The organism is Aquabacterium parvum (assembly GCF_001447195.1).
GTDB classification, from domain to species: Bacteria; Pseudomonadota; Gammaproteobacteria; order Burkholderiales; family Burkholderiaceae_C; genus Aquabacterium; species Aquabacterium parvum.
On the sequence record NZ_LFRI01000045.1, the window covers coordinates 160830 to 182885 of the forward strand.

Annotated in this window: 18 protein-coding genes; 13 read left to right on the forward strand and 5 right to left on the reverse strand. The window is 66.2% G+C overall.

All coding sequences use genetic code 11. The features are described 5' to 3' along the window. Positions 1-151: 151 nt before the first annotated feature. Positions 152-2488, forward strand: coding sequence for a Tex family protein (locus tag ABG80_RS01490; protein WP_058086053.1), 2337 nt, complete (start codon positions 152-154; stop codon positions 2486-2488). A 30-nt stretch (positions 2489-2518) separates the two neighbouring features. On the opposite strand, the gene ABG80_RS01495 is transcribed toward ABG80_RS01490, so the two are convergent. Continuing rightward, positions 2519-4864 carry a heavy metal translocating P-type ATPase gene (locus ABG80_RS01495; protein WP_058086003.1) on the reverse strand — a complete coding sequence of 782 codons (2346 nt, stop codon included), beginning with the start codon at positions 4862-4864 and terminating at the stop codon, positions 2519-2521. A gap of 59 nt (positions 4865-4923) precedes the next feature. On the opposite strand from ABG80_RS01495, the gene ABG80_RS01500 reads away from it, so the two are divergent. Together ABG80_RS01500 and ABG80_RS01505 are read left to right on the forward strand one after the other, a co-directional pair. After that, complete coding sequence (locus ABG80_RS01500) at positions 4924-5997, forward strand: hypothetical protein (RefSeq protein ID WP_058086004.1); 1074 nt, start codon at positions 4924-4926, stop codon at positions 5995-5997. 13 nt (positions 5998-6010) lie between these two features. Beyond that, entirely contained in the window at positions 6011-7351 is a 1341-nt protein-coding gene (locus tag ABG80_RS01505) for a hemolysin family protein (RefSeq protein ID WP_058086005.1), read from the forward strand. Positions 7352-7404: 53 nt separating this feature from the next. Here the strand turns inward: ABG80_RS01505 and ABG80_RS01510 are convergent, their stop codons facing one another. Continuing rightward, positions 7405-8541 (reverse strand): iron-containing alcohol dehydrogenase, encoded by a 1137-nt coding sequence (locus tag ABG80_RS01510; RefSeq protein ID WP_058086006.1) that lies wholly within the window; start codon positions 8539-8541, stop codon positions 7405-7407. Between the two features lie 327 nt (positions 8542-8868). Between ABG80_RS01510 and ABG80_RS01515 the strand changes: the two genes are divergently transcribed. From ABG80_RS01515 to ABG80_RS01540, 6 genes are all read left to right on the forward strand, one after another. Beyond that, complete coding sequence (locus ABG80_RS01515) at positions 8869-9645, forward strand: TetR/AcrR family transcriptional regulator (protein ID WP_058086007.1); 777 nt, start codon at positions 8869-8871, stop codon at positions 9643-9645. A 97-nt stretch (positions 9646-9742) separates the two neighbouring features. After that, entirely contained in the window at positions 9743-11149 is a 1407-nt protein-coding gene (locus ABG80_RS01520) for a 3-oxoacyl-ACP reductase (protein WP_058086008.1), read from the forward strand. Between the two features lie 18 nt (positions 11150-11167). After that, positions 11168-12028 (forward strand): MaoC/PaaZ C-terminal domain-containing protein, encoded by an 861-nt coding sequence (locus tag ABG80_RS01525; RefSeq protein ID WP_058086009.1) that lies wholly within the window; start codon positions 11168-11170, stop codon positions 12026-12028. A 54-nt stretch (positions 12029-12082) separates the two neighbouring features. After that, positions 12083-13372, forward strand: coding sequence for an acetyl-CoA C-acetyltransferase (locus ABG80_RS01530; protein WP_058086010.1), 1290 nt, complete (start codon positions 12083-12085; stop codon positions 13370-13372). A 202-nt stretch (positions 13373-13574) separates the two neighbouring features. Further along, complete coding sequence (locus ABG80_RS01535; protein WP_407638723.1) at positions 13575-15314, forward strand: AMP-binding protein; 1740 nt, start codon at positions 13575-13577, stop codon at positions 15312-15314. Positions 15315-15350: 36 nt separating this feature from the next. After that, positions 15351-16229 (forward strand): YbgC/FadM family acyl-CoA thioesterase, encoded by an 879-nt coding sequence (locus tag ABG80_RS01540; RefSeq protein ID WP_058086012.1) that lies wholly within the window; start codon positions 15351-15353, stop codon positions 16227-16229. Here ABG80_RS01540 and ABG80_RS01545 read toward each other — a convergent pair. The 3 genes from ABG80_RS01545 to ygfZ all read right to left on the reverse strand — a co-directional run bounded on the left by ABG80_RS01545 (position 16219) and on the right by ygfZ (position 18681). Beyond that, positions 16219-17217: an NRDE family protein gene (locus ABG80_RS01545; protein ID WP_083505704.1), complete on the reverse strand. Its 999-nt coding sequence runs from the start codon at positions 17215-17217 to the stop codon at positions 16219-16221. The genes ABG80_RS01540 and ABG80_RS01545 overlap by 11 nt on opposite strands. Positions 17218-17231: 14 nt before the next feature. Then, on the reverse strand, positions 17232-17564 hold the full coding sequence (locus ABG80_RS01550) for a DUF4936 family protein (protein ID WP_058086014.1): 333 nt from the start codon (positions 17562-17564) through the stop codon (positions 17232-17234). A gap of 136 nt (positions 17565-17700) precedes the next feature. Further along, positions 17701-18681 (reverse strand): CAF17-like 4Fe-4S cluster assembly/insertion protein YgfZ, encoded by a 981-nt coding sequence (ygfZ, locus tag ABG80_RS01555; RefSeq protein ID WP_058086015.1) that lies wholly within the window; start codon positions 18679-18681, stop codon positions 17701-17703. A 132-nt stretch (positions 18682-18813) separates the two neighbouring features. Here ygfZ and mltG point away from each other — a divergent pair, with 132 nt between their 5' ends. The 4 genes from mltG to ABG80_RS01575 all read left to right on the forward strand — a co-directional run bounded on the left by mltG (position 18814) and on the right by ABG80_RS01575 (position 22027). Continuing rightward, positions 18814-19785 carry an endolytic transglycosylase MltG gene (gene mltG / locus ABG80_RS01560; RefSeq protein ID WP_058086016.1) on the forward strand — a complete coding sequence of 324 codons (972 nt, stop codon included), beginning with the start codon at positions 18814-18816 and terminating at the stop codon, positions 19783-19785. After that, complete coding sequence (gene tmk / locus ABG80_RS01565) at positions 19782-20402, forward strand: dTMP kinase (protein ID WP_058086017.1); 621 nt, start codon at positions 19782-19784, stop codon at positions 20400-20402. Before mltG ends, tmk begins: the two co-directional genes overlap by 4 nt. Continuing rightward, complete coding sequence (holB, locus tag ABG80_RS01570; protein ID WP_058086018.1) at positions 20399-21460, forward strand: DNA polymerase III subunit delta'; 1062 nt, start codon at positions 20399-20401, stop codon at positions 21458-21460. Before tmk ends, holB begins: the two co-directional genes overlap by 4 nt. A 198-nt stretch (positions 21461-21658) precedes the next feature. Then, the gene (locus tag ABG80_RS01575) at positions 21659-22027 is read left to right on the forward strand and encodes a PilZ domain-containing protein (protein WP_058086054.1); all 369 of its coding nucleotides are present in this window, start codon (positions 21659-21661) and stop codon (positions 22025-22027) included. Positions 22028-22056: the final 29 nt, after the last annotated feature.

Genomic DNA, 22056 nt, shown 5'->3' on the forward strand with positions numbered 1-22056 from the left:
TGGGTCAGGGATGTGGTGCTGTGCGCGGGGGCAGGGGGGCAAGCGCCCGGCGCAAGTGCTGATTGTCGCCGATGCCGCCGGTCTGAACGCGCCAGGCCCCTGTGGCAAACTTCGCGCCTCTTCGACCTCCCAGACCTCCTGGTACCCGAGCGTGGACAAGATCCTGATGCAACTGGCGGCCGAACTGAGCGTTCGACCTGCCCAAATCAAAGCGGCCGTTGACCTCCTGGACGGCGGCGCCACCGTGCCCTTCATCGCCCGCTACCGCAAGGAAGCCACCGACGGGCTCGACGACACCCAACTGCGTGACCTGGAAGCCCGCCTGGGCTACCTGCGCGAGCTGGAAGACCGCCGCGTCGCCGTGCTCAAGAGCATCGAGGAGCAAGGCAAGCTCACGCCCGAGTTGCGCGTAGCCATCGAGGCCGCGCCGACCAAGCAGGAACTCGAAGACCTCTACTTGCCCTACAAGCAAAAGCGCCGTACCAAGGGCATGATCGCCCGCGAAGCCGGCATCGAGCCGCTGGCCGACAAGCTCTTTGCCGACCCGACGCTGGACCCTCAGGCCGAAGCCGGTGCGTTCATCAACGCCGAAGCCGGTTTTGCCGATGCCTTCGCTGTGCTCGATGGCGTGCGGGACATCCTTTCCGAGCGCTGGGCCGAAGACGCCGACCTGATCCGCAAACTGCGTGACTGGCTGTGGGACGAGGGCCTGTTCCAGTCCAAGCTCATGGCCGGCAAGGACGAGAACAACCCCGATGTCGCCAAGTTCCGCGACTACTTTGACTACGACGAGCCCATTCGCACCGTGCCCTCGCACCGCGCGCTGGCCGTCTTCCGCGGCCGCACGCAAGAGATCCTCGACGCCAAGCTGGCGCTGGACGAAGAGGTGGTGCCCGGCAAACCGACGATGGCGGAAGGCCGCATCGCCATCCACCTGGGCTGGTCGCACAAAAAGCGTCCAGCAGATGAGCTCATTCGCAAGTCGATCGCCTGGACCTGGAAGGTCAAGCTCAGCCTGAGCCTGGAGCGCGACCTCTTCACCCGCCTGCGCGAAGCCGCCGAGGCCACCGCCATCAAGGTCTTTGCCGAGAACCTGCGCGACCTGCTGCTGGCCGCGCCCGCCGGCAAGCGCGTGGTGATGGGCCTGGACCCGGGCATCCGCACCGGCGTGAAGGTGGCCGTGGTCAGCGACACGGGCAAGGTGCTGGACACCAACACCGTCTACCCGCACGAGCCGCGCAAAGACTGGGAAGGCTCGATCCACACGCTGGCCAAACTGTGCGCCACGCATGGCGTGAACCTGATCGCCATCGGCAACGGCACGGCCAGCCGCGAAACCGACAAGCTCGCGGGCGACCTCATCAAGAGGCTGCAGCAGCTCGCGCCTGGCGTCGTGATCGAGAAGGTCGTGGTCAGCGAGGCTGGTGCCTCGGTGTACTCGGCCTCCGAGTTCGCCAGCAAGGAGCTGCCCGATCTGGACGTGAGCCTGCGTGGCGCCGTCTCCATCGCCCGTCGTTTGCAAGATCCGTTGGCCGAGCTGGTCAAGATCGACCCCAAGAGCATCGGCGTGGGTCAGTACCAGCACGACGTCAACCAGAGCGAGCTGGCGCGCACGCTGGTCGCCGTGGTGGAAGACTGCGTCAACGGCGTCGGCGTGGACCTCAACACCGCCTCGGCGCCGCTGCTTTCGCGCGTGTCGGGCCTGAGTTCGGCGGTGGCCAACAGCATCGTGCGCTGGCGCGACGCCAACGGCGCCTTCCGCAACCGCAAGCAGTTGCTGGACGTGGCCGGCCTCGGCGCCAAGACATTCGAGCAGGCAGCGGGCTTTCTGCGCATCCGCGATGGCGACAACCCGTTGGATTTCTCGGGCGTGCACCCCGAGACCTATCCGGTTGTGCAGAAGATGCTGTCGCACACGGGCAAGACTGCGCAGGAGCTGATCGGCAAGTCCGACGTGCTGCGCTCGCTCAAGCCCGAGCTGTTCGCCGATGAGAAGTTCGGTGTGATCACCGTCAAGGACATCCTGGTCGAGCTGGAAAAGCCTGGTCGTGACCCGCGCCCCGACTTCAAGGTGGCGCGCTTCAACGATGGCGTCGAAGACATCAAGGACCTGAAAGAAGGCATGGTGCTCGAAGGCACCGTGTCCAACGTGGCGCAGTTCGGCGCCTTCGTTGACCTGGGCGTGCACCAGGACGGCCTGGTCCACGTGAGCCAGTTGTCGAACAAGTTCGTCAACGACGCCCGCGAGGTGGTCAAGACGGGCGACATCGTCAAGGTCCGGGTGCTGGAGGTTGACCTCTCTCGTCAGCGCATCTCGCTGACGATGAAGCTCGATGCGGCGGTGCCGAAGCAGGGCGCCCCGGGCGGTTCGCGTGACAACAGCTTCAGGCCGGCTGCGCGCAATGAGCGCCAGGGTGGGCGGGGGCATGTTCAGCAGCCAGAGGCTTCGTCGGCCATGGCTGCGGCGTTCGCCAAGCTCAAGAAGTGAAGCGGCAAAGGGCGCATCCAGCGCCCTTTTTCATGCCCGCCAGCGCAGCAACCGCAGCCCGTTGAACACCACCAGCAGGCTCGCCCCCATGTCGGCGAACACCGCCATCCACAGCGTGGCTTGACCGGTGAAAGCCAGCACGAAAAACACGGCTTTGATGCTCAGCGCCAGCACGATGTTCTGCCACAGCACGTTGGCGGTCTCGCGGCTCAGCCGGATGTAGGCCGGCAGCTTGCGCAGGTCGTCGTCCATGATGGCGACGTCAGCGGTCTCCAGCGCCGTGGCGGTGCCGGCCGCGCCCATCGCCAAGCCCACGTCCGAGCGAGCCATCGCCGGGGCGTCGTTCACGCCGTCACCCACCATGGCCACGCTGCCGTGGCTGGCCTTGAGCGATGCAATCGCATCGAGCTTGTCCTGCGGCAACAAGCCACCTCGTGCATCGGCCAGACCGAGCTGACGCCCCACGTGTCCGACGCTGACCGGGTTGTCCCCGCTGAGCATCACGGTGTGCACACCCAGTGAGCGCAGGGCAACCAGCGCCTCACGGGCGTGCTCCCGCACGGTGTCGGCCACGCCAAGCACCGCCACCGCTTCCGATTCGTTGAACAGCACGAAGGCGGTTTTGCCTTGCTGCTCCAGGGCTTGCAGGTGGGCCATGGCATCGTCGTGCTGCATGCCTTGTTCGGCCATCAGGCGTGGGTTGCCCAGCCACCAGCGGTGCCCATCGATGAGGCCGCTCACGCCGCGCCCGCTGAGCAGTTGAAAGTCGCTGACCTGCAGCAACTGGGCCTCGGGGCCCGCACCGGAGCGCCACCCGTTCACCACCGCCCGCGCAACCGGGTGACTGCTGTGTTCGTCGAGGCTGGCAGCCACCCGCAGGGCTTCGGCCGTGCCCCAGCGCCCAAGGGGCTCGCAATCGGTCAGGGCAGGGCGGCCTTGCGTCAAGGTGCCCGTCTTGTCCAGCGCCATGGCGCGCAGCTTCTGACCGGCTTCGAGGTGGGCGCCACCTTTGACGAGGATGCCCTGCCGAGCGCCTGCGGCCAGGCCGCTGACCACCGTCACCGGCGTGGACACCACCAGCGCACAAGGGCAGGCGATCACCAGCAGCACCAGCGCCTCATAAAGCCACTCGTGCCAGTCGCTGCCGCTGATCCAGGGGCCCAGCACGGCGATGCACGCCGCGATCAACACCACCACCGGTGTGTAGAAGCGAGCGAATTCATCGACAAAACGCTGCGTCGGGGCTCGCTGAGATTGCGCGGCCTGGATGGCCTCGGCCATGCGCGCCAACGTGCTGCGGCCAGCGGCCTCGGTGCTGCGAGCCTCGATGCTGCCGTCTTCGAGCACGCTGCCGGCCAGCAATCGGTCGCCGGTGGTTTTGTCCTGAGGCAGGCTCTCACCGGTCAGGGCGCTTTCGTTGACGGCTGCCTGACCGGAGGTCACCACGGCGTCCAGTGGCACGCGCTCACCGGGCCTGACGCGGATCAGGGCACCCACCGGCACCGCCGAGACGGGCTGGCTGACCCATGCACTGCCTTGCTTGACCCAGGCCACGTCGGGCGCCAGCGCCGACAGGGCCTGCACCGCCTTGCGTGCGCGCTCCAGAGACAGGGCCTCGATGGCTTCGGCCACGGCGAACAGGAACAACACCATGGCCGCTTCCGCCCACTGACCGATGACCAGCGCACCGCCCACGGCCAGCGTCATCAGGAAGTGGATGTTGAGCGTGAGGTGCCTGAGCGCGATCCAACCCTTTTTGAGGGTTGGGCCGCCAGCCAGCGCGATGGACAGCGTGGCCAGCGACATCACGGGCCAGCTGATTTCGTCCTGCGTGACCCAAGCCAGCGCTTCAGCAGCCACCGCAGCCGTGCCTGAACCCGCCAGCAGCCAGCGTGTCCGCACAGGCACTGCCACGGGCGCAGGCAAGACCGGTTCGTCGGCCTGCAGGCGACGGGGCGCCATGCCGATCTGTTGCAACGCGGCCTCCAGCCCGCTGGCGTCGTCCAGGCGATGGTGGGCCGTCAGCTCCCGCTGCAGCAGGTTGAAGTCCAGCCGCTCGACGCCGCTCATGCTGCCCAGCTTCTGCCGGATCAATCGCTCTTCGGTCGGGCAGTCCATCTGGTCGATGCGCCAGCGGATGGCCGAGGTGCCGGGTGGGGCCGAGGTGGGGAGCGGTGTGGTCGAGGCAGCACCTGCGCTCACGCTCAAATCGGGCGCGCAGCAATCGCCATCGGCATGCCGATGAGCATGGTGGTGCCCATGCGCCGAGCCGTGGTCATGTTCGTGGTCATGGCCGCACGCACCCGAGCTGTCGGCCGCCGGGGCAGACACAGGCTTGATCGGGATGAGGATGGGGCGGCGTGTGGGGGTGGACATGGATGGCGGGTCGGCCCGTCCATTGTGACAGGCCTCAACTCGGCTATGCTCGACCGCGTATGAAGGCCCTGCACATCCACGTGGGCGAGCGCGCCCGCCAGCACATCCTGCAAAACGGCTTGTCGCCGACCGACATCCGCCTCGTGCCGGCCGCAGCCGGAGGCCCCAAGGGCCTGATGCTCACCCACCTCGACCAACACATCTTCGGAGATTGGTTGCCACAAGGCGGGCACGGCGTGCACCTGGTGGGGGCGTCCATTGGCGCCTGGCGCATGGCCACCGCCGCCATGCCTGACCCCAAGCGCGCCTTCGCAGCCCTGGCCCATGGCTACATCCATCAGCACATCGAGCCCGAAGCGGGGCGGCGCATGCCCTCGGCCTCGCGCATCACGGCCGGCTTCATCGAAACGCTCGAAGGCTTTTTCGGTCAGGACATCGATGCGCTCATCCGGCACCCTCGATGGCGCGTGCACGTGCTGACCTCGCGCGGGCGCCAGATCCTGCGGCGCAACAGCCCGGCTCGCACCGCCGCTGGCCTGGCTGGTCTGGCCTTGACCAATGCGCTGTCGCGCAAGGCCGTGGGACTGTTCCTCGAGCGCCATGTGTTCTCTTCGCCCGGTGAGGCCCTGCCCGTGCCGCTGCGCGACCTGCCCACGCAGCAGCTCGCGCTCGACCGCGACAACTTCATCCCCGCCATGCTGGCCTCGTGCAGCATCCCCTTCATGCTCGAAGGCGTGCCCAGCATCCCCGGCGCCACGCGGCCAGGCGCGCACTGGGACGGTGGCCTGGTCGACTACCACGTGCATTGGCCCTATGCCAGCATGGCTGAAGGCTTGGTGCTCTACCCGCACTTCCAGCGCCAGGTGGTGCCCGGCTGGCTCGACAAGTCGCTGCGCTGGCGCCACCGCGCCACGCCCTGGCTGGACAATGTCGTGCTGCTGTGTCCCAACCCGGATTGGGTGCGCACCCTGCCACGCGGCAAGTTGCCCGACCGCACCGACTTCACCGCGCTGGCGCCCACGCAACGCATGAAGGTGTGGGTCGAGGCGGTGGCGCGCTCGGAGCAGCTCGCCCAAGAGTGGCAGGATTGGTTGAGCCGTGGTTGCCCGGCTGACGCGCTCAAGCCCCTGTGACTAAACTGCTGGCATGACCAACGACCCGATCGTCGCCTTGTTGCTGATCGCGGCACTGATCGCCGCGAGCGCTTTCTTCTCGCTCTCCGAGTTGGCCGTGGCCGCTTCGCGTCGCGTGCGACTGCGCCAGTTGGCCGATGCCGGCGACCCGCGGGCCCACCGCGTGCTGGCCGTTCAGGACGAGCCCGGCGACTTCTTCACTGCCATCCAGATCGGCATGAACGCCGTGGCCATCCTGGGTGGTGTGGTGGGCGAGGGCGCGTTCTCGCCATACTTCACCAGGTTGCTCCATGCGCTGCAACTGGATCCCGCTTACGTCGACACCGCAGCCACCCTGTTGTCCTTCGTGCTGGTCACCAGCTTGTTCATCCTGATCGCTGACCTGTTTCCCAAACGCCTGGGCATGATCGCGCCGGAGCAGGTGGCCTTGCGCGTGGTCGGCCCCATGCAAACCTTCCTGCGCGTGGTGCGGCCGCTGGTGTGGTTCTTCAAGCGGCTGACCGATGGGCTCTTTCACCTCTTCGGTCTGCCCGATCGCCGCGACGAAGCCGTCACCTCGGACGACATCCTGGCCATGGCGCAGGCGGGCACCGAAGCGGGTGTGCTCGCCGCCACGGGCCAGCAGGTGATCGAGAACGTCTTCGAGCTCGACACCCGGCTGGTCACCAGCGCCATGACCCCGCGTGACCGCATCGTGCACCTGCTGCTGGGCGACAGCGAAGCCGTCATCCGAGCCCGCATCGAGCAACAGCCTCACTCCACCTACCTGGTTTGCGACGGTGACATCGACCATGTGGTCGGCTACGTCGACTCGAAAGACCTGCTCAGCCGCGTCTTCAACGGCCAGCCCATCGTGCTGCAGGGCTCGGGCCTGATCAAGAAGGTGCTGATGGTGCCCGAGCGCATCAGCCTGACCGAGGTGCTGGGCCAGTTCCGCCAAGCCTATGAAGACTTCGCCGTCATCGTCAACGAGTACAGCCTGGTGGTGGGCATCATCACCCTCAACGACGTGATGAGCACGGTGATGGGCAGCCTGCTGGCGCCACTGGACGACGAGCTGATCGTGCAGCGCGACGCCGACTCGTGGCTGATGGATGGGGTCACGCCCATTGAAGACGTGCTGCGAGCGCTGAACCTGGACGACTTGCCTCGCCTGGACGAGTACGAAACCCTGGCCGGCTTCATGATGGTGACGCTGCGCCGCGTGCCACGCAAGACGGACCACCTGAGTTTCGGGGGCTTCCGATTCGAGGTGATGGACGTCGACAGCCACCGCATTGACCAGGTCATGGTCATCCGCGAGCGGCCCACTTCGCCAGCGGGCGGCGAAGGGCAGGACCAGCGCGAAGGCTGAGCGACTGATCGGGCTCAGCGCTCAATCAGCGGCTGGCCCGAAGTCAGGCTGCGTCACATCGAGGCTTCGAGCAAGGCGCGGTACTCGTCTGCCGTGGCCACGCGCGGGTTGGTCTTGTGGCAGTGGTCGGCCAGCGCGCCAGTGATGACCTTGTCGAACCATTCGCGCTGAACCCCCAGTTCGGCCAGGCCCTTGGGCAGGCCCAGGCGCGCGTTCATGTCGCGGATGGCTTCGGGCACGTCGCCCTCGGAGCGCAGGCCCATGGCGTGGGCCATGCGGGCCAGGCGGCGGTCTTTTTTCGTGGACTCGGCCTCGGCGTTGAAGCGGATCACGGCAGGCAGGAACATGGCGTTCAAGGTGCCGTGGTGCAGCTTGGGGTTCACACCGCCCAGGCTGTGGCTGAGGCTGTGCACCGCGCCCAGGCCTTTCTGAAAGGCCATGGCGCCCTGCATGGAGGCGCTCATCATGTTCAGGCGGGCTTCGCGGTCCGAGCCATCTTTCGTGGCGCGCTCGATGTGGGCCCAGGCGCGCTCCAGGCCATCCAGCGCAATGCCGTCGGCCGGCGGGTTGAAGGCCGCCGACATGAAGGTTTCCATGCAGTGTGCGATGGCGTCCATGCCGGTGGCGGCCGTGAGGATGGGTGGCAGGCCCAGGGTCAACTCCGGATCGAGGATGGCGGCCTTGGGCATCAGGTTCCAGGAGTGAAAGCCGAGCTTGCGGCCATCATCGACGATGACGATGGCGCCGCGTGCCACCTCACTGCCTGTGCCTGCGGTGGTGGGCACGGCGATCAGCGGCGCGGCCTGCGGCGTGATCCTGGGTGAGCCGCCTTCGATGGTGGCGTAGGTGGTCAAGGGGCCCGGGTGTGTGGCCATGATGGCCAAGCCCTTGGCCAGGTCGATGCTGGAGCCGCCGCCCACGGCAATCAGGCCGTCGCAGCCGCTGGCCTGCCACACCTCGTGCGCTGCCCGCACCGACGCTTCAGTCGGGTTGGGGGGGGTCTGATCGAAGACGGTGACGGGCAGGCCTGCCAACGCTTCCAGCGCCTTTTGCAACACCCCTGCGGCTTTCACGCCCGCGTCGGTCACCACCAGCGGGCGGCGGATGCCGATGCGCTCGCATTCGCTGGCAAGCAGGCGCACCGCGCCGAAGTCGAACTGGATCTGGGTGAGGTAGAGGATGGTCGACATGGCTGGCCTGGTTGGTTCGTCTGCAAGCGGGTGCGAGGTTGGCCGGGATCATAGCGAGCTGCCCGCAGGGCCACGTGAGCAAGTCCCGACAACCGATGCAGGGATGTCCCGTAATCGCCCGATCTTGTCCATGCCGGCAATCGCCTGTCCAGCTTGCGTCAGGCTGTCCGATTTCCTGGGAAATCCCCTGTGTCGGGGGAGACCCCACATTTCGTGCGTCAAAGGTGTGTCAAGCCGCTCGCGCTGACATACCATACGCGCCTGTAACTAAAACGGACGTTTGAAACGTTCGTCCTGTTCCCCGAGCAGGACCCAGGAGACCCCCGCATGGCCACGGCCCGCCTGTCACCCGCCGACACCAAGACCCGCATCCTCGATGCGGCCGAGTCGCTGTTCGTGAGCGGCGGCTTCGATTCCATGTCGATGCGCCAGATCACCAGCGCAGCGGGCGTCAACCTGGCGGCGGTGAACTACCACTTCGGCACCAAGGACGCGTTGATCCACGCCGTGCTCTCGCGTCGGCTCGACCCGCTTGACGCCCAGCGCCGCGCGATGCTGGATGCCTTCGAAGCCAATTACGCGTCCCAGCTCAACTGCGAGCACGTGCTCGTGGCCCTGTTCCTGCCTGCGGTGCGCATCTTCCGCAGCGATGTGCCGGGCGCCGATCGGTTTCTGCACTTCCTTGGCCGGGCCTACACCGACCCTTCGCCCGTGGTGCGCGACTACATCCAGACGCATTACATCGAGACCCTGGGGCGCTTCTTCTTTGCTTTCCAGCGCACGCTGCCCGAGCTCAGCCGGGAAGACCTGGGCTTTCGCCTGAACTTCGCGATGGGTGCACTCTCCGGGATCCTGGCTGGCGGCAACACGCAACGCCTGATCCGCGAGTTCACCCAGCAGCAAGGTGATCACGAGGCGGTGATCCTCTCGCGTTTGTCTTCCTTGATGGTGGCCGCTTTGAAAGCCCCCTTGCCGGGGCCGCAAGAAGCCCTGGAGTTCGGCGCCATGGCCAACCTGCCGGGCGTGGCACAGATCGGGCAGGCCCAGCCTGAAACCGCTGAACCCGACACCCCCTCGTCAACCGCGAGTGCCACCGCCACCTGAGTTTTTCCACCGTGATCTGGCGATCTGACAGATCGTTGTCGCAACCTGGCCAAACTGGACTGTGCACGTCCACCGGCCCTTCTCCCGAGAGTCCCCCATGAAAGACGGTTACCTTGACTTTGCCAACTCCAACGTTGGTGCCAAGCTGGTCAACGCACTGGGCCTGCCCAAGCCGATGCCGCTGGAACGCCATCAACCGGGCCAGCCGGTGATCAAGGGCACCGTGCTGGTGGGCGGCGGCGGTGAGCCGCAATTGCTGTCCACCCTGGCGGGCATCTTCAAGCGCATCGGTGCGCAAACGCTGGCCCACGAGCGCCTGCCGCAGTGGGTGTCGGTGGCCAACCAGTCCGGCCTGACCACCGGTCGCTGGGGCGGCAACGGCCAGCCAGGCGAGAAGGTCAAGGCCCTGGTGTTCGACGCCACCGGCCTGACCGACTCGGCACAGTCCGACGCGCTGTACTGGTTCTTCCACGACGCTGCCCGCTCGCTGCTGCCGTGCGGCCGCGTCATCGTGATCGGCCGGCCGCCCGAAGGTTGCACCTCGCACCGTCAGGCCACCATCCAGCGTGGCCTCGAAGGCCTGACCCGTTCGCTGGGCAAGGAACTCAAGAAGGGCAGCAACGCCCAGCTCGTCTATGTGGCCGAAGGCGCCGAAGGCCAGCTCGAATCGACCCTGCGCTTCCTGCTGTCGCCGCGCTCGGCCTATGTGTCGGCCCAGGTCATCCGCATCGGCGCTGCCGTGGGCGAAACCGCCATCCCGGCCGACTGGGACAAGCCCCTGGCCGGCAAGAAGGTGCTGGTCACCGGCGCCTCGCGCGGCATTGGTGCCGCCATCGCCGAATGCATGGCCCGTGACGGCGCAGAAGTCATCGCGCTGGACGTGCCACAGGCTCAGGAAGGCCTGACCGAAGTCGCCAAGAAGATCGGTGGCAAGGCCTTGGCCCTGGACATCGGCTCGAACGAAGCCCCGCAAAAGCTGATCGAAGCCGCCAAGGCCGACGGCGGCTGGGACGTCATCGTCCACAACGCCGGCATCACCCGTGACAAGACCATCGCCAACATGAAGGAGCACCTCTGGCAGCTCGTCATGAACGTGAACCTGTCGACGCAAGAGCGCATCAACGAAGCCATGGTCGAAGCTGGTGCGATCAAGGCTGGCGGCCGCATCGTCTGCGTGTCCTCCATCTCGGGCCTGGCCGGCAACATGGGCCAGACCAACTACGCCGTCTCCAAGGCGGGCGTGGTCGGCATGGTGCAGTCCACCGCCCCGATCTTCGCCAAGAAGGGCATCACCATCAACGCCGTGGCGCCCGGCTTCATCGAAACCGCCATGACGGCAGCCATCCCCTTCGCCATCCGCGAAGCCGGCCGCCGCATGAACTCCATGAGCCAGGGTGGTCAGCCAGTCGACGTGGCAGAAGCCATCGGCTGGTTCGCCAGCCCCGCATCTGCCGGCATCACGGGCAACGTGATCCGCGTGTGCGGCCAAAGCCTGATCGGCTGACCGACAGCGCCTGCAGCCATGAAGATCATCGAAGTCAAGAAGCTGCCCAGCGCCATCGCGCTCAACCTCGGTGCGCTGCGCTCGAGCAGCAAGCGCAGCGGTGCGGTGGATGCGTTGCCTGAGGTCACCTATGTGCGCCCCAGCGTCACCATCGACGCCAAGCGCGTGAAGGCCTACGCCAAGGTCTGCGGTTTCGCCGAAGCCCACGGCGTGCCCATGCTGGTGCCGCACATGGACGCCTTCCCGCTGGCCATGATGCTGTTCGGCTCCAAGGCCTTCCCGTGGCCGGCCATGGGCCTGGTGCACCTGGCCAACAGCGCCAAGCTGCTCAAGCGCATCAACGTGGGCGACAAGCTGCGCATCGAGGTTCGCACGGGCGAGCTCTACAAGCACGACAAGGGGCAGGTCTTCACGCTGCACGCACGCGCCCTGCGCGATGGCGTGGTGGTGTGGGAGAGCACCTGGACCTTGCTGCGCATGGGCGTCAAGCAGCCGCGTGGCGAGCCATATGTCAGCCAGATCAACGACGAGCGCCCGCTGGCCCACCAGGCAGATTTCTTCGCAGGTGCCGGCATCGGCCGCAGCTATGGCCGGGTCTCGGGCGACATCAACCCGATTCACCTCTCGGCGCTGACTGCCAAGTTCCTCGGTTTCAAGAAGGCGATTGCTCACGGCATGTGGACCAAGGCCCGAGCTCTGGCCACCCTGATGCCGCGCGAAGCCGTCGAGCAGACCGAGGTGATCGTCGAGTTCAAGACGCCGCTGTTCCTGCCGGCGCGCGCTTCGCTGTGGGCCAACCGTGGCGAAGGCGAGGCCGTCTTCGAAGTCCGCAATGCCAAGGGCGACAAGCCTCACCTGCGCGGCCTCGTCCGGTACTGAGCCACCGCACCGCCGATTCACCGCATCGAACACCCTTTACCCCAAGGACCTTTCATGAGCACCATCCGTCGCGTCGCCATCATCGGTGGCAATCGCATCCCCTTCGCCCGCTCCAACACTGTCTACTCGCACGTCTCCAACCAGGACATGCTGACGGCCACCTTCCAGGGCCTGGTCGACCGCTTCAACCTGCACGGCGAACGCCTGGGCGATGTCGCCGCCGGCGCCGTCATGAAGCACAGCCGTGACTTCAACCTGGTGCGCGAGACCGTGCTGTCGACCACGCTGTCGCCCGAGACCCCGGCCTACGACCTGCAACAGGCTTGCGGCACCGGCCTCGAAGCCATCATGCTGGTGGCCAACAAGATCGCCCTGGGCCACATCGAGTGCGGCATCGGCGGTGGCGTGGATACCACCTCCGACGCGCCCATCGGCGTCAACGAGAAGATGCGCAAGATCCTGCTCGAAGCCAACCGTGGCAAGAGCACCGGCGAGCAACTCAAGGCGCTGGCCAAGATCCGTCCTTCGATGCTGCTCAAGCCGAACATCCCGAAGAACGGCGAGCCCCGCACTGGCTACTCGATGGGCGAGCACGCCGAGCTGATGGCCCGCGAGTGGGGCATTCCCCGTGAAGAGCAGGACCAACTGGCCGCAGCCAGCCACGCCAACCTGGCCCGCGCCTACAAGGAAGGCTTCTTCGCCGACCTGATGACGCCGTTCAAAGGCGTGAGCAAGGACAACAACCTGCGCGAAGGCCTGTCCATCGAGAAGCTGCGCTCGCTCAAGCCTTGCTTCGACAAGAAGATCGCCCCGGGCCAAGGCACCCTGACCCCGGGCAACTCGACCCCGCTGACCGACGGCGCTTCCGCCGTGCTGCTGGCCAGCGAAGAGTGGGCCAAGGCTCGCAACCTGCCGGTGCTGGCTTACATCACCTTCTCCGAAGTCGCCGCTGTCGACTTCTTCAACAAGAAGGAAGGCCTGCTGATGGCCCCGGCCTACGCCGTGCCTCGCATGCTCAACCGCGCCGGCATCTCGCTGCAGGACTTCGATTTCTATGAAATCCACGAAGCCTTCGCTGCCCAGGTGCTGTGCACCCTCAAGGCCTGGGAAGATCCGAAGTACTGCAAGGAGCGCCTGGGCCTGGACAAGCCGCTGGGCTCGATCGACCGCAGCAAGCTCAACATCAACGGCTCCTCGCTGGCCGCTGGCCACCCGTTCGCCGCCACCGGTGGCCGCATCGTGGCTTCGCTGGCCAAGATGCTGGCCCAGAAGGGTTCGGGCCGTGGCCTGATCTCCATCTGCGCGGCCGGCGGTCAGGGCGTGGTCGCGATCCTGGAGCGCTGATGGGCGCATTGAAGGTTTGACGACCCTGATGTGCCAGATCGTGAATCGATCGGTCACCAGGGTTGCTAAACTCGAAAGCTGAGACAAAAAGCAACATGGCGGCCCCGGCAACCCCACCGGGGCTGTCGTCATGAAACGGGCCGCTAGTCGCCCCCGCGCCAGTTCAAAAGCAGTCATGGCGCCGGTACACGAGGAGATCCAGATGAGCCAATCCGCCGCCGCCCTGCAGCCGGGCATGTCCATCGTCAACCCCGATGGGTCCACCAACCGCATCTGGTTGTCGTCCTACGTGAAGGGCGTGGTCCACGAGATCGACATCAACAAGTACCAGTCCCTCGGACAGTACTTCGACGAGTGCGTCAACAAGTTCCGCCAGCGACCGGGCTTCGTGAGCATCGGCACGGAGATGACGAACGATCGGCTCGATCGCCTGGTGAGCTCCTTCGCCGGCTGGCTGCAAGGCCAGGGCGTCAAGAAGGGCGACCGCGTCGCCATCATGCTGCCCAACACTTTCCAGTACCCGGTGTGCCTGTTCGCGGTGCTCAAGCTGGGCGCGGTGGTGGTCAACATCAACCCGCTCTACACCTCGCGTGAACTGGCCCACGCCCTCAAGGACAGCGGCGCCGAAACCATCATCGTGATGGAGACCTTCGCCAAGACGCTGCAAGATGCCATGCCCGGCACCGGCGTCAAGCGCGTGGTGCTGACCCAGATCGGCGACCTGCTCTCTGACGGTTTCATCAACGCCAAGGGCCGCCTGCTGAACTTCGTGCTGCGCAAGGTCCAGAAGATGGTGCCGGCCTACAGCCTGCCGGGCGCCAAGTGGATGCGCGATGTGCTCAAGGACGGCGCCAAGGCCAAGTTCAAGCCGGCCGACGTCAAGCCCGACGACTTGGCTTTCCTGCAGTACACCGGCGGCACCACGGGTGTTTCGAAGGGCGCGATGCTCACGCACCGCAACGTGCTGGCCAACTGCCAGCAGGCCCTGGCTTTCGCCGAAGGTCAACTGACGGACGACGTCGAGACCGTGGTCACGCTCATCCCGATGTACCACATCTTCTCGCTGACCGTGAACGGCCTGATCTTCATGGCACTGGGCGGTCGCAACATCCTGGTGGCCAACCCGCGCGACACCAAGCGCGTGATGATGATCCTCAAGAACGAGCGCTTCTCGGGCATCTCGGGCGTGAACACGCTGTTCGCATCCTTCCTGGAAGACCCGGCGTTCGCCAAGCTCGACTTCTCCAAGCTCAAGCTGCCCATCGCGGGCGGCATGGCCCTGATGCGCAGCACCGCCGAGCGCTGGAACCAGGTCACTGGCTGCCCCATCGTCGAAGGCTACGGCCTGACCGAGTGCTCGCCCATCGTGACGCAGGCCCCGGTCGACCTGAGCAAGCCGCGCCCGGTGTTCACTGGCTCCATCGGCGTGCCCGTGCCTTCGACCGAAGTGCGCTGCCGCCGTGACGACGGCTCCTGGGCCAACATCGGCGAGCCGGGCGAGCTGTGCGTGCGCGGCCCGCAGGTCATGAAGGGCTACTGGAACCGCCCCGAAGAGACCGCCAAGGTCATCGACAGCGAAGGCTGGCTGGCCACCGGTGACGTCGCCGTGATGGACGAGAACGGCTTCCTCAAGATCGTGGACCGCAAGAAGGACATGATCCTGGTCTCGGGCTTCAATGTCTACCCGAACGAGATCGAAGACGTCGTGGCCATGCACCCTGACGTCAAGGAAGTGGCCGCCGTGGGCGTGCCCGATGAGGCCGCTGGCGAGCGCGTCAAGGTCATCATCGTGCCGCGCAACCCGGGCCTGACCAAGGAAGCGATCATCGAGCACTGCCGCAAGAACCTGACGGGCTACAAGATCCCGCGCATCGTCGAGTTCCGCACCGAAGAGCTGCCCAAGACCCCAGTGGGCAAGATCCTGCGTCGCGAGCTGCGCTGACCGCGCGCCGGGCATCCACCGCGGACACGCTCGTCCATGAGCCTTCCCGCTGACTTCCGCTTCCACCACCGCCTGCGCGTGCGGTGGTCGGAAGTCGATGCCCAGCAGGTGGTCTTCAATGGCCACTACCTGAACTACCTCGACGTCGCTTCAAGTGACTACTGGCGCGCCGTCGGTTTGCCTTACCCGGATGCGTTCAAGCATGCGGGTGGCGACATCTTCGTTCGCCGCAACACGCTCGAGTACCACGCTCCTTCGCGTCTCGACGACTGGCTGGACATCGGCATCCGCTGCGAACGCATCGGCAACTCCTCGCTGACGCTGCAATGGGCAGCCTGGTGCCACGGGCGCCTCATCGTGACCGGCGAGGTGGTTTACGTGCACACCAGCCTGGCCACTGGCCGCTCCAGCCCCGTGCCTGCCAGCCTGCGTGAGCAGCTTGACGCGTGGGAGCAGGGCAGGGCCGTGCACGACGTGCAACTCGGCAACTGGAGCAGCCAGCAGGAGGCCGCCCGCGCCGTGCGCACCGCCGTGTTCATCGAAGAGCAGGGCATCCCGTCAACCGAAGAGTGGGATGCCGACGATGCTTCGGCCGTGCACGCGGTGGTCACCAACCTGAGCGGCCTGCCGCTTGGGACGGGCCGGCTCATCCTCAGCGGGGAGGCGCCCGACGATGGACCCGAGCAAGCTCGCATCGGTCGCTTGGCCGTGCTGCGCAGCAGCCGAGGCGTTGGCTTGGCCCGTTTGATCCTGTCGGCGCTGATCGCCGAGGCCCGCCTGCTGGGCAAGACGCAGCTGTCGCTGCACGCGCAGGTCTCTGCCATGCCGCTTTACGCCCAGGCAGGGTTCGAGCCGCAAGGCGCCATCTTCGACGAGGTGGGCATTCCCCACCAGCGCATGACACTCAGGCTTTGATGCCCAGCCCGGCTGCGGGTTTGATCAGGCTGCGGGCACGGTGACGCCGGGTCTCGGACATCGCGTTCACCTCGGTCTCATCGTGCTCGGTGATGTCGCTGCTCTCGAACACCTCGTCGTGTCGCAGCGACGGTGGCGGCAGGGTGGCCTCCAGCTTGGCCACGTCAGCCGACGACATCGTGTGGCGTGGCGGCCAATTGCGCAGGCTCACTCGGCGCATCAGCGCCAGGTTCGACTGTGGCGAGAAGGTGCGCTCCATCACGTGCGTGATCAGCCGTTTGTTGTGTCGCTCGGTCACGATCACGGTCGAACAGCGTGTGCCGTACAAGCCTTGCCCATCGCGGATGAAGGCCGAGGACAACAACTGCTCCCACTCGTGCGAAACACCTGTGCGCGGCAGCTGCGTGTCGGCAGCGCGTGTGTCGTCGGCCAGCGCGTCGAACAGCACCGATGCCATGTCCTCGGCATCCTGGGCCTGAGTCAAGGCGCCACGCAGCGCGGCCTTGAGGTTTTGCACCTTGGGCCAGGGGGTGTTGAGCTGCGCGTTCGACAGGCCGAAAATGCCCTTGGTCAGCCGCTCCGGATAAAGCTGCCGGTTGTTGACCCAAAAACATTCGCCTTGCGCGAAGTCGAGCGCGATCAGGTTGAAGCCGTTGTAGCCCGACATGGCCAGGCGCGGCCACAACATGGGCATGCTCAGTTCTCCCTTGAGCCAATCGGGCACGATCGATCCGCGCGATGGCGCCTGGGGGTCCATGTCCTGTGGGTTGCGGATGTTGGTGACCATCCCCAAACGGCCCGATGCTGTCAGCCCCAGCCAGGTGCCACCCGCGTGAAGGTCGCGTCCGCCCAGGATGGCCGGACCGCCGCCATCGGGCTCCCACCAGCCCAAACGGGCAGCGGGGCGATCGAAGAATTCATCGCGGTTGGCCGCCATGACGAAGGGGAATCGACTGGATTGGTCCAGAGCAAAAGCAACGAGACACATGGCGGCAGCCTCCTTCAGTCCCACTGCCCGGCAGGCAAGGGGAGCTCAGCGAAAGTTTCGGTGTGACGGGGGGCGATCAGCCCTGTTGGCAAGGCTCCCACCGCAGCCTCCAGGTCGGCCAGGAACGCTGCGCTCAGGCCTTGTGGGTGCTCGTAGATTTCCATCCAGGTGGGCTCCGCGACTTCCCGGCCATCGGTGCGCGCCAGCAGGCGTGCGGTCAGGCCCGGGTGGCGAGATCGCAGCCCGTCCTGCATGGCAGCCAGCCTTTGCAAGGCCTGCGGGGCTCGCGAAGCGCTCAGCTTGAAATAGATGAACAGCGATGCGGGGGTGTCAGCCTTTGACCTCATCTCGACCCATGCACAGTGGAACTCAGTGGAAAAGCGATCTGAGCGTACCCGATGAGCGGCGCCCATTCACCCCACATGGTGCATGAGGCGCTGCGGTGAGGTCGATTGCCGTTAAGAAATTGACGCACCGCCGCATTCATGCATCGCCATCGGGCGAAGGCATGTCGTAGGGCAGGGGCAACAAGCGCAAGGCGGGGCCATCGGCGGCACCCAGCGTGATCACGTCAGCGGCGCTCGCCAACTTGAGCTCGAGCAACACCACATGAGGAGCTTCGTTGGAGGCGTTGACCTCCTGAGGCAGCTGCGCAGCCAGGACGACCATGCCGGCGGGTTGTCCTGTGTCCGACGAGGCAAACACTTCCTGGCCAGGCCTGGCCGAGCCTTGCACCTCGGCCAGGAAAGCGCGACGCTTGACCGAGCCACGGTACTGGCTGCGCGCCACGATCTCTTGACCGGGGTAGCAACCCTTCTGGAAGTTCACCCCGCCCACCAGCTCGAAGTTCACCATCTGCGGCACGAACTGGTCGAAGGTGGCCTCCGTCACGCGGGGAATGCCCGAAAGCACCTCCAGGGACGACCACGCGGACTCAGGCAACGCAGGGAGGTCGGTCAGCCAAGCCGCAGCCTCGGGAGCGCCCAACCACAGCCACCTTGGCACCTGTTGCACGTCAGGCAGGCGCACCAGCTGCCCTGAAGCAAGGGGCTGGCTTGACCACACCGGCGCTTTGGCGGCATCACCCAGGAATTTGCTCGCGGATTCTCCCGCCAACCCCCAGGCCTGCAAGCCACCTTCGGTGAGTTGCACTTTCGATCGCAGCACGAACATCTTCAGGCGCTTGAGCCAGCCGGGCAGGATGCCTGCGTCTGTCAGCAACCAGACCTGCTCGTCAGCGGGGCGCAAGAGCAGGGCCGAAGCCTGCATGCGCCCCTTTGCCGAGCAATTAGCGGCCAGCCTCGCCTCGGTGGGCCCCAGGTGGTTGACGTCCTGGCTGAGTTGCCCGTGCAGGAAGGCCGCCGCGTCCGGGCCTTCAGCCCGGATCACAGCGAGGTCGGACAAGGGCAGGGCGCCTTGCCAGGAAGAGACGGGCTGAGTGAGCGAGATCAGGTTGGCGTTCATGGGGTGATTATGATCATGCCCTCCATGCACATGCATTCCACTCGGGTACACACCCCCTCATGCCCAGGTCATTGCCCCCGCTCGCCTCGACAACAGGCGGGCGGGGTCGCTCGGGCCTTTTTGTCAGTGCTTTTGCTGCTGACAGCCGCCTTGCTGGCTGCGGGTGCCTGGTGGTTGCAGCGCCCCTTGCCACTGCGGGCAGAGGCTGCCGAGCTCGCCATCGAGCCAGGCCAGACGCCCCGTGAAATCGCCCGTGGCTGGGTGGCTGCTGGCATCGACACGCCCGACTGGCTGCTCTACCAGTGGTTCAGGTTCTCGGGTGACGCCAGGTTGATCCGGGCCGGCAACTACGAGGCCGGCCCGGGCACCTCCCCACGCGACCTGCTGCGCATGATGGTGCAGGGCGACGAGCGCCTGTCCGTCGTGCGCCTGATCGAAGGTTGGACCTTCCGGCAATTCCTCGCCGCCCTGGCTCAGGCCGAAGGCATCAAACCCGCCACACGGGGCATGAGCGAGCAGGCCATCATGGCCGCTATCGGCTCGCCGGGCGTGCCTGCCGAGGGGCAGTTCTTCCCGGACACCTACGCCTACGCGAAAGGCTCTACCGACCTGGCCGTGCTCAAACGCGCCCACCACGCGCTGCAAAGGCAACTCGACGCGGCCTGGCAACAGCGCCAGCCCGGCTCCCCCTTGGTCAACCCTCAGCAAGCACTGATCCTGGCGTCCATCGTTGAGAAAGAGACAGGTCGCGCCTCGGACCGCCCCATGATCTCGTCGGTTTTCCACAACCGCCTGCGCATCGGCATGCCCTTGCAGACGGATCCCACCGTGATCTACGGGTTGGGCGAGGCCTTCGACGGCAACCTCCGTCGCAGCCACCTTCAGGAAGACACCCCGTTCAACACCTACACCCGCCGCGGCTTGCCGCCCACGCCGATCGCCATGGCGGGCAAGGCCTCGCTGCTGGCGGCCGTTCAGCCGGCCTCCTCCAGGGCCCTGTACTTCGTGGCTCGCGGTGACGGCAGCAGCGCCTTCAGCGAGAACCTGAGCGATCACAATCGCGCGGTCGACCAATACCAACGCAGACCCAGGAAGAGCCCATGAGCCTCCAAGGCCGCTTCATCACCTTCGAGGGCATCGACGGTGCCGGCAAGACCACCCACATCGATGCACTCGAGCAGGCCTGGCGCCAGCAGGGCAGGGACGTGGTGCGTACCCGCGAGCCCGGCGGCACCCCGCTGGCCGAAAAGCTGCGCGAACTCGTGCTGCATGACAGCATGGACCCCCTCACGGAAGCCCTGCTGGTGTTCTCCGCTCGCCGCGACCACATCCAGCAAGTCATCCGCCCGGCGCTGGCGCGTGGCGCCTGGATCCTTTGCGACCGCTTCACCGACGCCACGTTTGCGTACCAGGGAGCAGGTCGAGGCTTTGAGCAGGCTGTGCTGGCGCAACTCGAAGCATGGGTGCAAGAAGGGCTTCAGCCCGAGCTGACCCTGCTGTTTGACCTGCCTCCAGCCGTGGCGGCAGGCCGCCTGCAGGCCGCACGCCAGCCCGACCGATTCGAAGCCCTGGACGAAGCGTTTTTCACCCGCGTGCGAAACGGTTACCTGTCCCGTCAGGCTGCACAACCAGGCCGCTTTGCCATCATCCGCGCCGACGCCTCGCCGCAGGACGTCGCCGAGCAGGTGCGCCAAGCCATCGCCACGAAAGGGCTGGCATGAGCGAAGACCGCTCACCCGCTCCGCTTTGGCCTTGGCTGCAGACCCCGCTGCAAACCGCGCTGGGGCAACTGCACCACCATGCCGTGCTGTTGCATGGCCTGCCCGGCACGGGGCAGTTCGAGTTCGCCATGGCCTTGACCCGGGCCTGGCTGTGCGAGCAGTCGCCCATCGGGCAGCCGGTGGCCCCGGCTTGCGGTCGCTGCACAGCCTGTCGCTTGCTTGATGCGGGTTCGCACCCCGACGTCATGCTCGTCTTGCCCGAAGCCTTGCAGGCCACCCTGGGATGGGATGCGCCCGACGCCGGCGACCCCTCCGAAGACAAGTCCGACCGGAAGGCGCGCAAGCCCAGCCAGGACATCAAGGTGGACGCCATCCGCGCGGTGGTGCAGTTCTCGCAGAACACCGCCTCGCGCGGGAGGGCCAAGGTGGTGCTCATCCACCCTGTCGAGCGCATGAACGCGATCGCGGCCAACACCCTGCTCAAGACCCTGGAAGAGCCCCCGGGGCAGGTGCGCTTCGTGCTCAGCGGCTCGGCCCTGGACCAACTGCTGCCCACCGTGCGCAGCCGCTGCCAGGCCTGGTCACTGCCCAGCCCTGAGGTGGAGCTCGCCACCCAATGGCTCATGGGCGAAACAGGCCTGGACGCCGCTGCGGCCGGCTTGTTGCTGCAGGCTTCAGGCGGGCAACCCTTGACCGCCCGAGACCGCCAGGCACTCGGCCTGGATGCGCGCACTTGGCCGCTGATCCCGCATGGTGTGGCCCGGGGTGAGCCGGGGCCCATGGCAGCCTGGCCCTTGTCGCTGGTGGTCGAGACGCTGCAGAAGCTGTGCCACGACCTGTCGCGCCTGGCCGTGGGTGCACAGCCGCGCTACTTCCCGCGTGAAAGCCTGCCCCAGCCCCCAGACCTGGGACGCCTGAATCAGTGGGCGCAGGAGCTGGGCAAGGTTCGCCGCCATGCCGATCACCCCTGGAACTTGCCGCTCAAAATGGAAACGCTGATGCTGCAAGCGCGTGCGATCCTGCGGGTCCGTCCTGAGCGGGCGAACCCCAGAGGCTGAAGCATCCCCCCGAAATGAGCTGTTAGCGAACGTAAAGCAGCGGATCGGCGGGGCCAATTTCACAGCCTGGCCTGGGCCCCCGACGTTACACTGTCCAGCAACATGAGCGAGTTTCAGACAACTGCCATGCCTTCGGCCTTCGCTGCCGTGGGCGGCAAAGGCACTGCCGGTGCTTCCTCCTCCTTGGGGGGAGCGGGCATGTCCTTGCCCGGCACCACGTCGGGTGCCCAACGGCCCAGCGTGATCCAGCTGGTGTTCCGCGAAAAGGGCGCCCTCTACGCCGCCTACATCCCGGCTTTCACCGACGGCGGCCTGTTCGTGCCGACCACCCGCGAGTACACCCTGGGTGACGACATCTACCTGCTGCTGTCCCTGCCCGAAGACCCCCAGCGTTACCCGGTCGCAGGCAAGATCGCCTGGATCACCCCTGCCAACGCGTCCGGTGGCCGCACCCAGGGCGTGGGCGTTCGCTTCCCGGCTGACGACAAGACCCGCCTGCTGCGTGTGAAGATCGAGCAGATCCTGGGCACCAACCTCTCTTCGAGCAAGCCCACACAGACGCTCTGATCCTCTGATCGGGCGCAGGGTAACGGCTT

Bases quoted from the DNA above. Each gene is read 5' to 3' on its own strand.
- ABG80_RS01495 (WP_058086003.1), bottom strand. From the start codon at position 4,864: ATGTCCACCCCCACACGCCGCCCCATCCTCATCCCGATCAAGCCTGTG.
- ABG80_RS01500 (WP_058086004.1), top strand. From the start codon at position 4,924: ATGAAGGCCCTGCACATCCACGTGGGCGAGCGCGCCCGCCAGCACATC.
- ABG80_RS01505 (WP_058086005.1), top strand. From the start codon at position 6,011: ATGACCAACGACCCGATCGTCGCCTTGTTGCTGATCGCGGCACTGATC.
- ABG80_RS01510 (WP_058086006.1), bottom strand. From the start codon at position 8,541: ATGTCGACCATCCTCTACCTCACCCAGATCCAGTTCGACTTCGGCGCG.
- ABG80_RS01515 (WP_058086007.1), top strand. From the start codon at position 8,869: ATGGCCACGGCCCGCCTGTCACCCGCCGACACCAAGACCCGCATCCTC.
- ABG80_RS01520 (WP_058086008.1), top strand. From the start codon at position 9,743: ATGAAAGACGGTTACCTTGACTTTGCCAACTCCAACGTTGGTGCCAAG.
- ABG80_RS01525 (WP_058086009.1), top strand. From the start codon at position 11,168: ATGAAGATCATCGAAGTCAAGAAGCTGCCCAGCGCCATCGCGCTCAAC.
- ABG80_RS01530 (WP_058086010.1), top strand. From the start codon at position 12,083: ATGAGCACCATCCGTCGCGTCGCCATCATCGGTGGCAATCGCATCCCC.
- ABG80_RS01535 (WP_407638723.1), top strand. From the start codon at position 13,575: ATGAGCCAATCCGCCGCCGCCCTGCAGCCGGGCATGTCCATCGTCAAC.
- ABG80_RS01540 (WP_058086012.1), top strand. From the start codon at position 15,351: ATGAGCCTTCCCGCTGACTTCCGCTTCCACCACCGCCTGCGCGTGCGG.
- ABG80_RS01545 (WP_083505704.1), bottom strand. From the start codon at position 17,217: ATGTGTCTCGTTGCTTTTGCTCTGGACCAATCCAGTCGATTCCCCTTC.
- ABG80_RS01550 (WP_058086014.1), bottom strand. From the start codon at position 17,564: ATGAGGTCAAAGGCTGACACCCCCGCATCGCTGTTCATCTATTTCAAG.
- ygfZ (WP_058086015.1), bottom strand. From the start codon at position 18,681: ATGAACGCCAACCTGATCTCGCTCACTCAGCCCGTCTCTTCCTGGCAA.
- tmk (WP_058086017.1), top strand. From the start codon at position 19,782: ATGAGCCTCCAAGGCCGCTTCATCACCTTCGAGGGCATCGACGGTGCC.
- holB (WP_058086018.1), top strand. From the start codon at position 20,399: ATGAGCGAAGACCGCTCACCCGCTCCGCTTTGGCCTTGGCTGCAGACC.
- ABG80_RS01575 (WP_058086054.1), top strand. From the start codon at position 21,659: ATGTCCTTGCCCGGCACCACGTCGGGTGCCCAACGGCCCAGCGTGATC.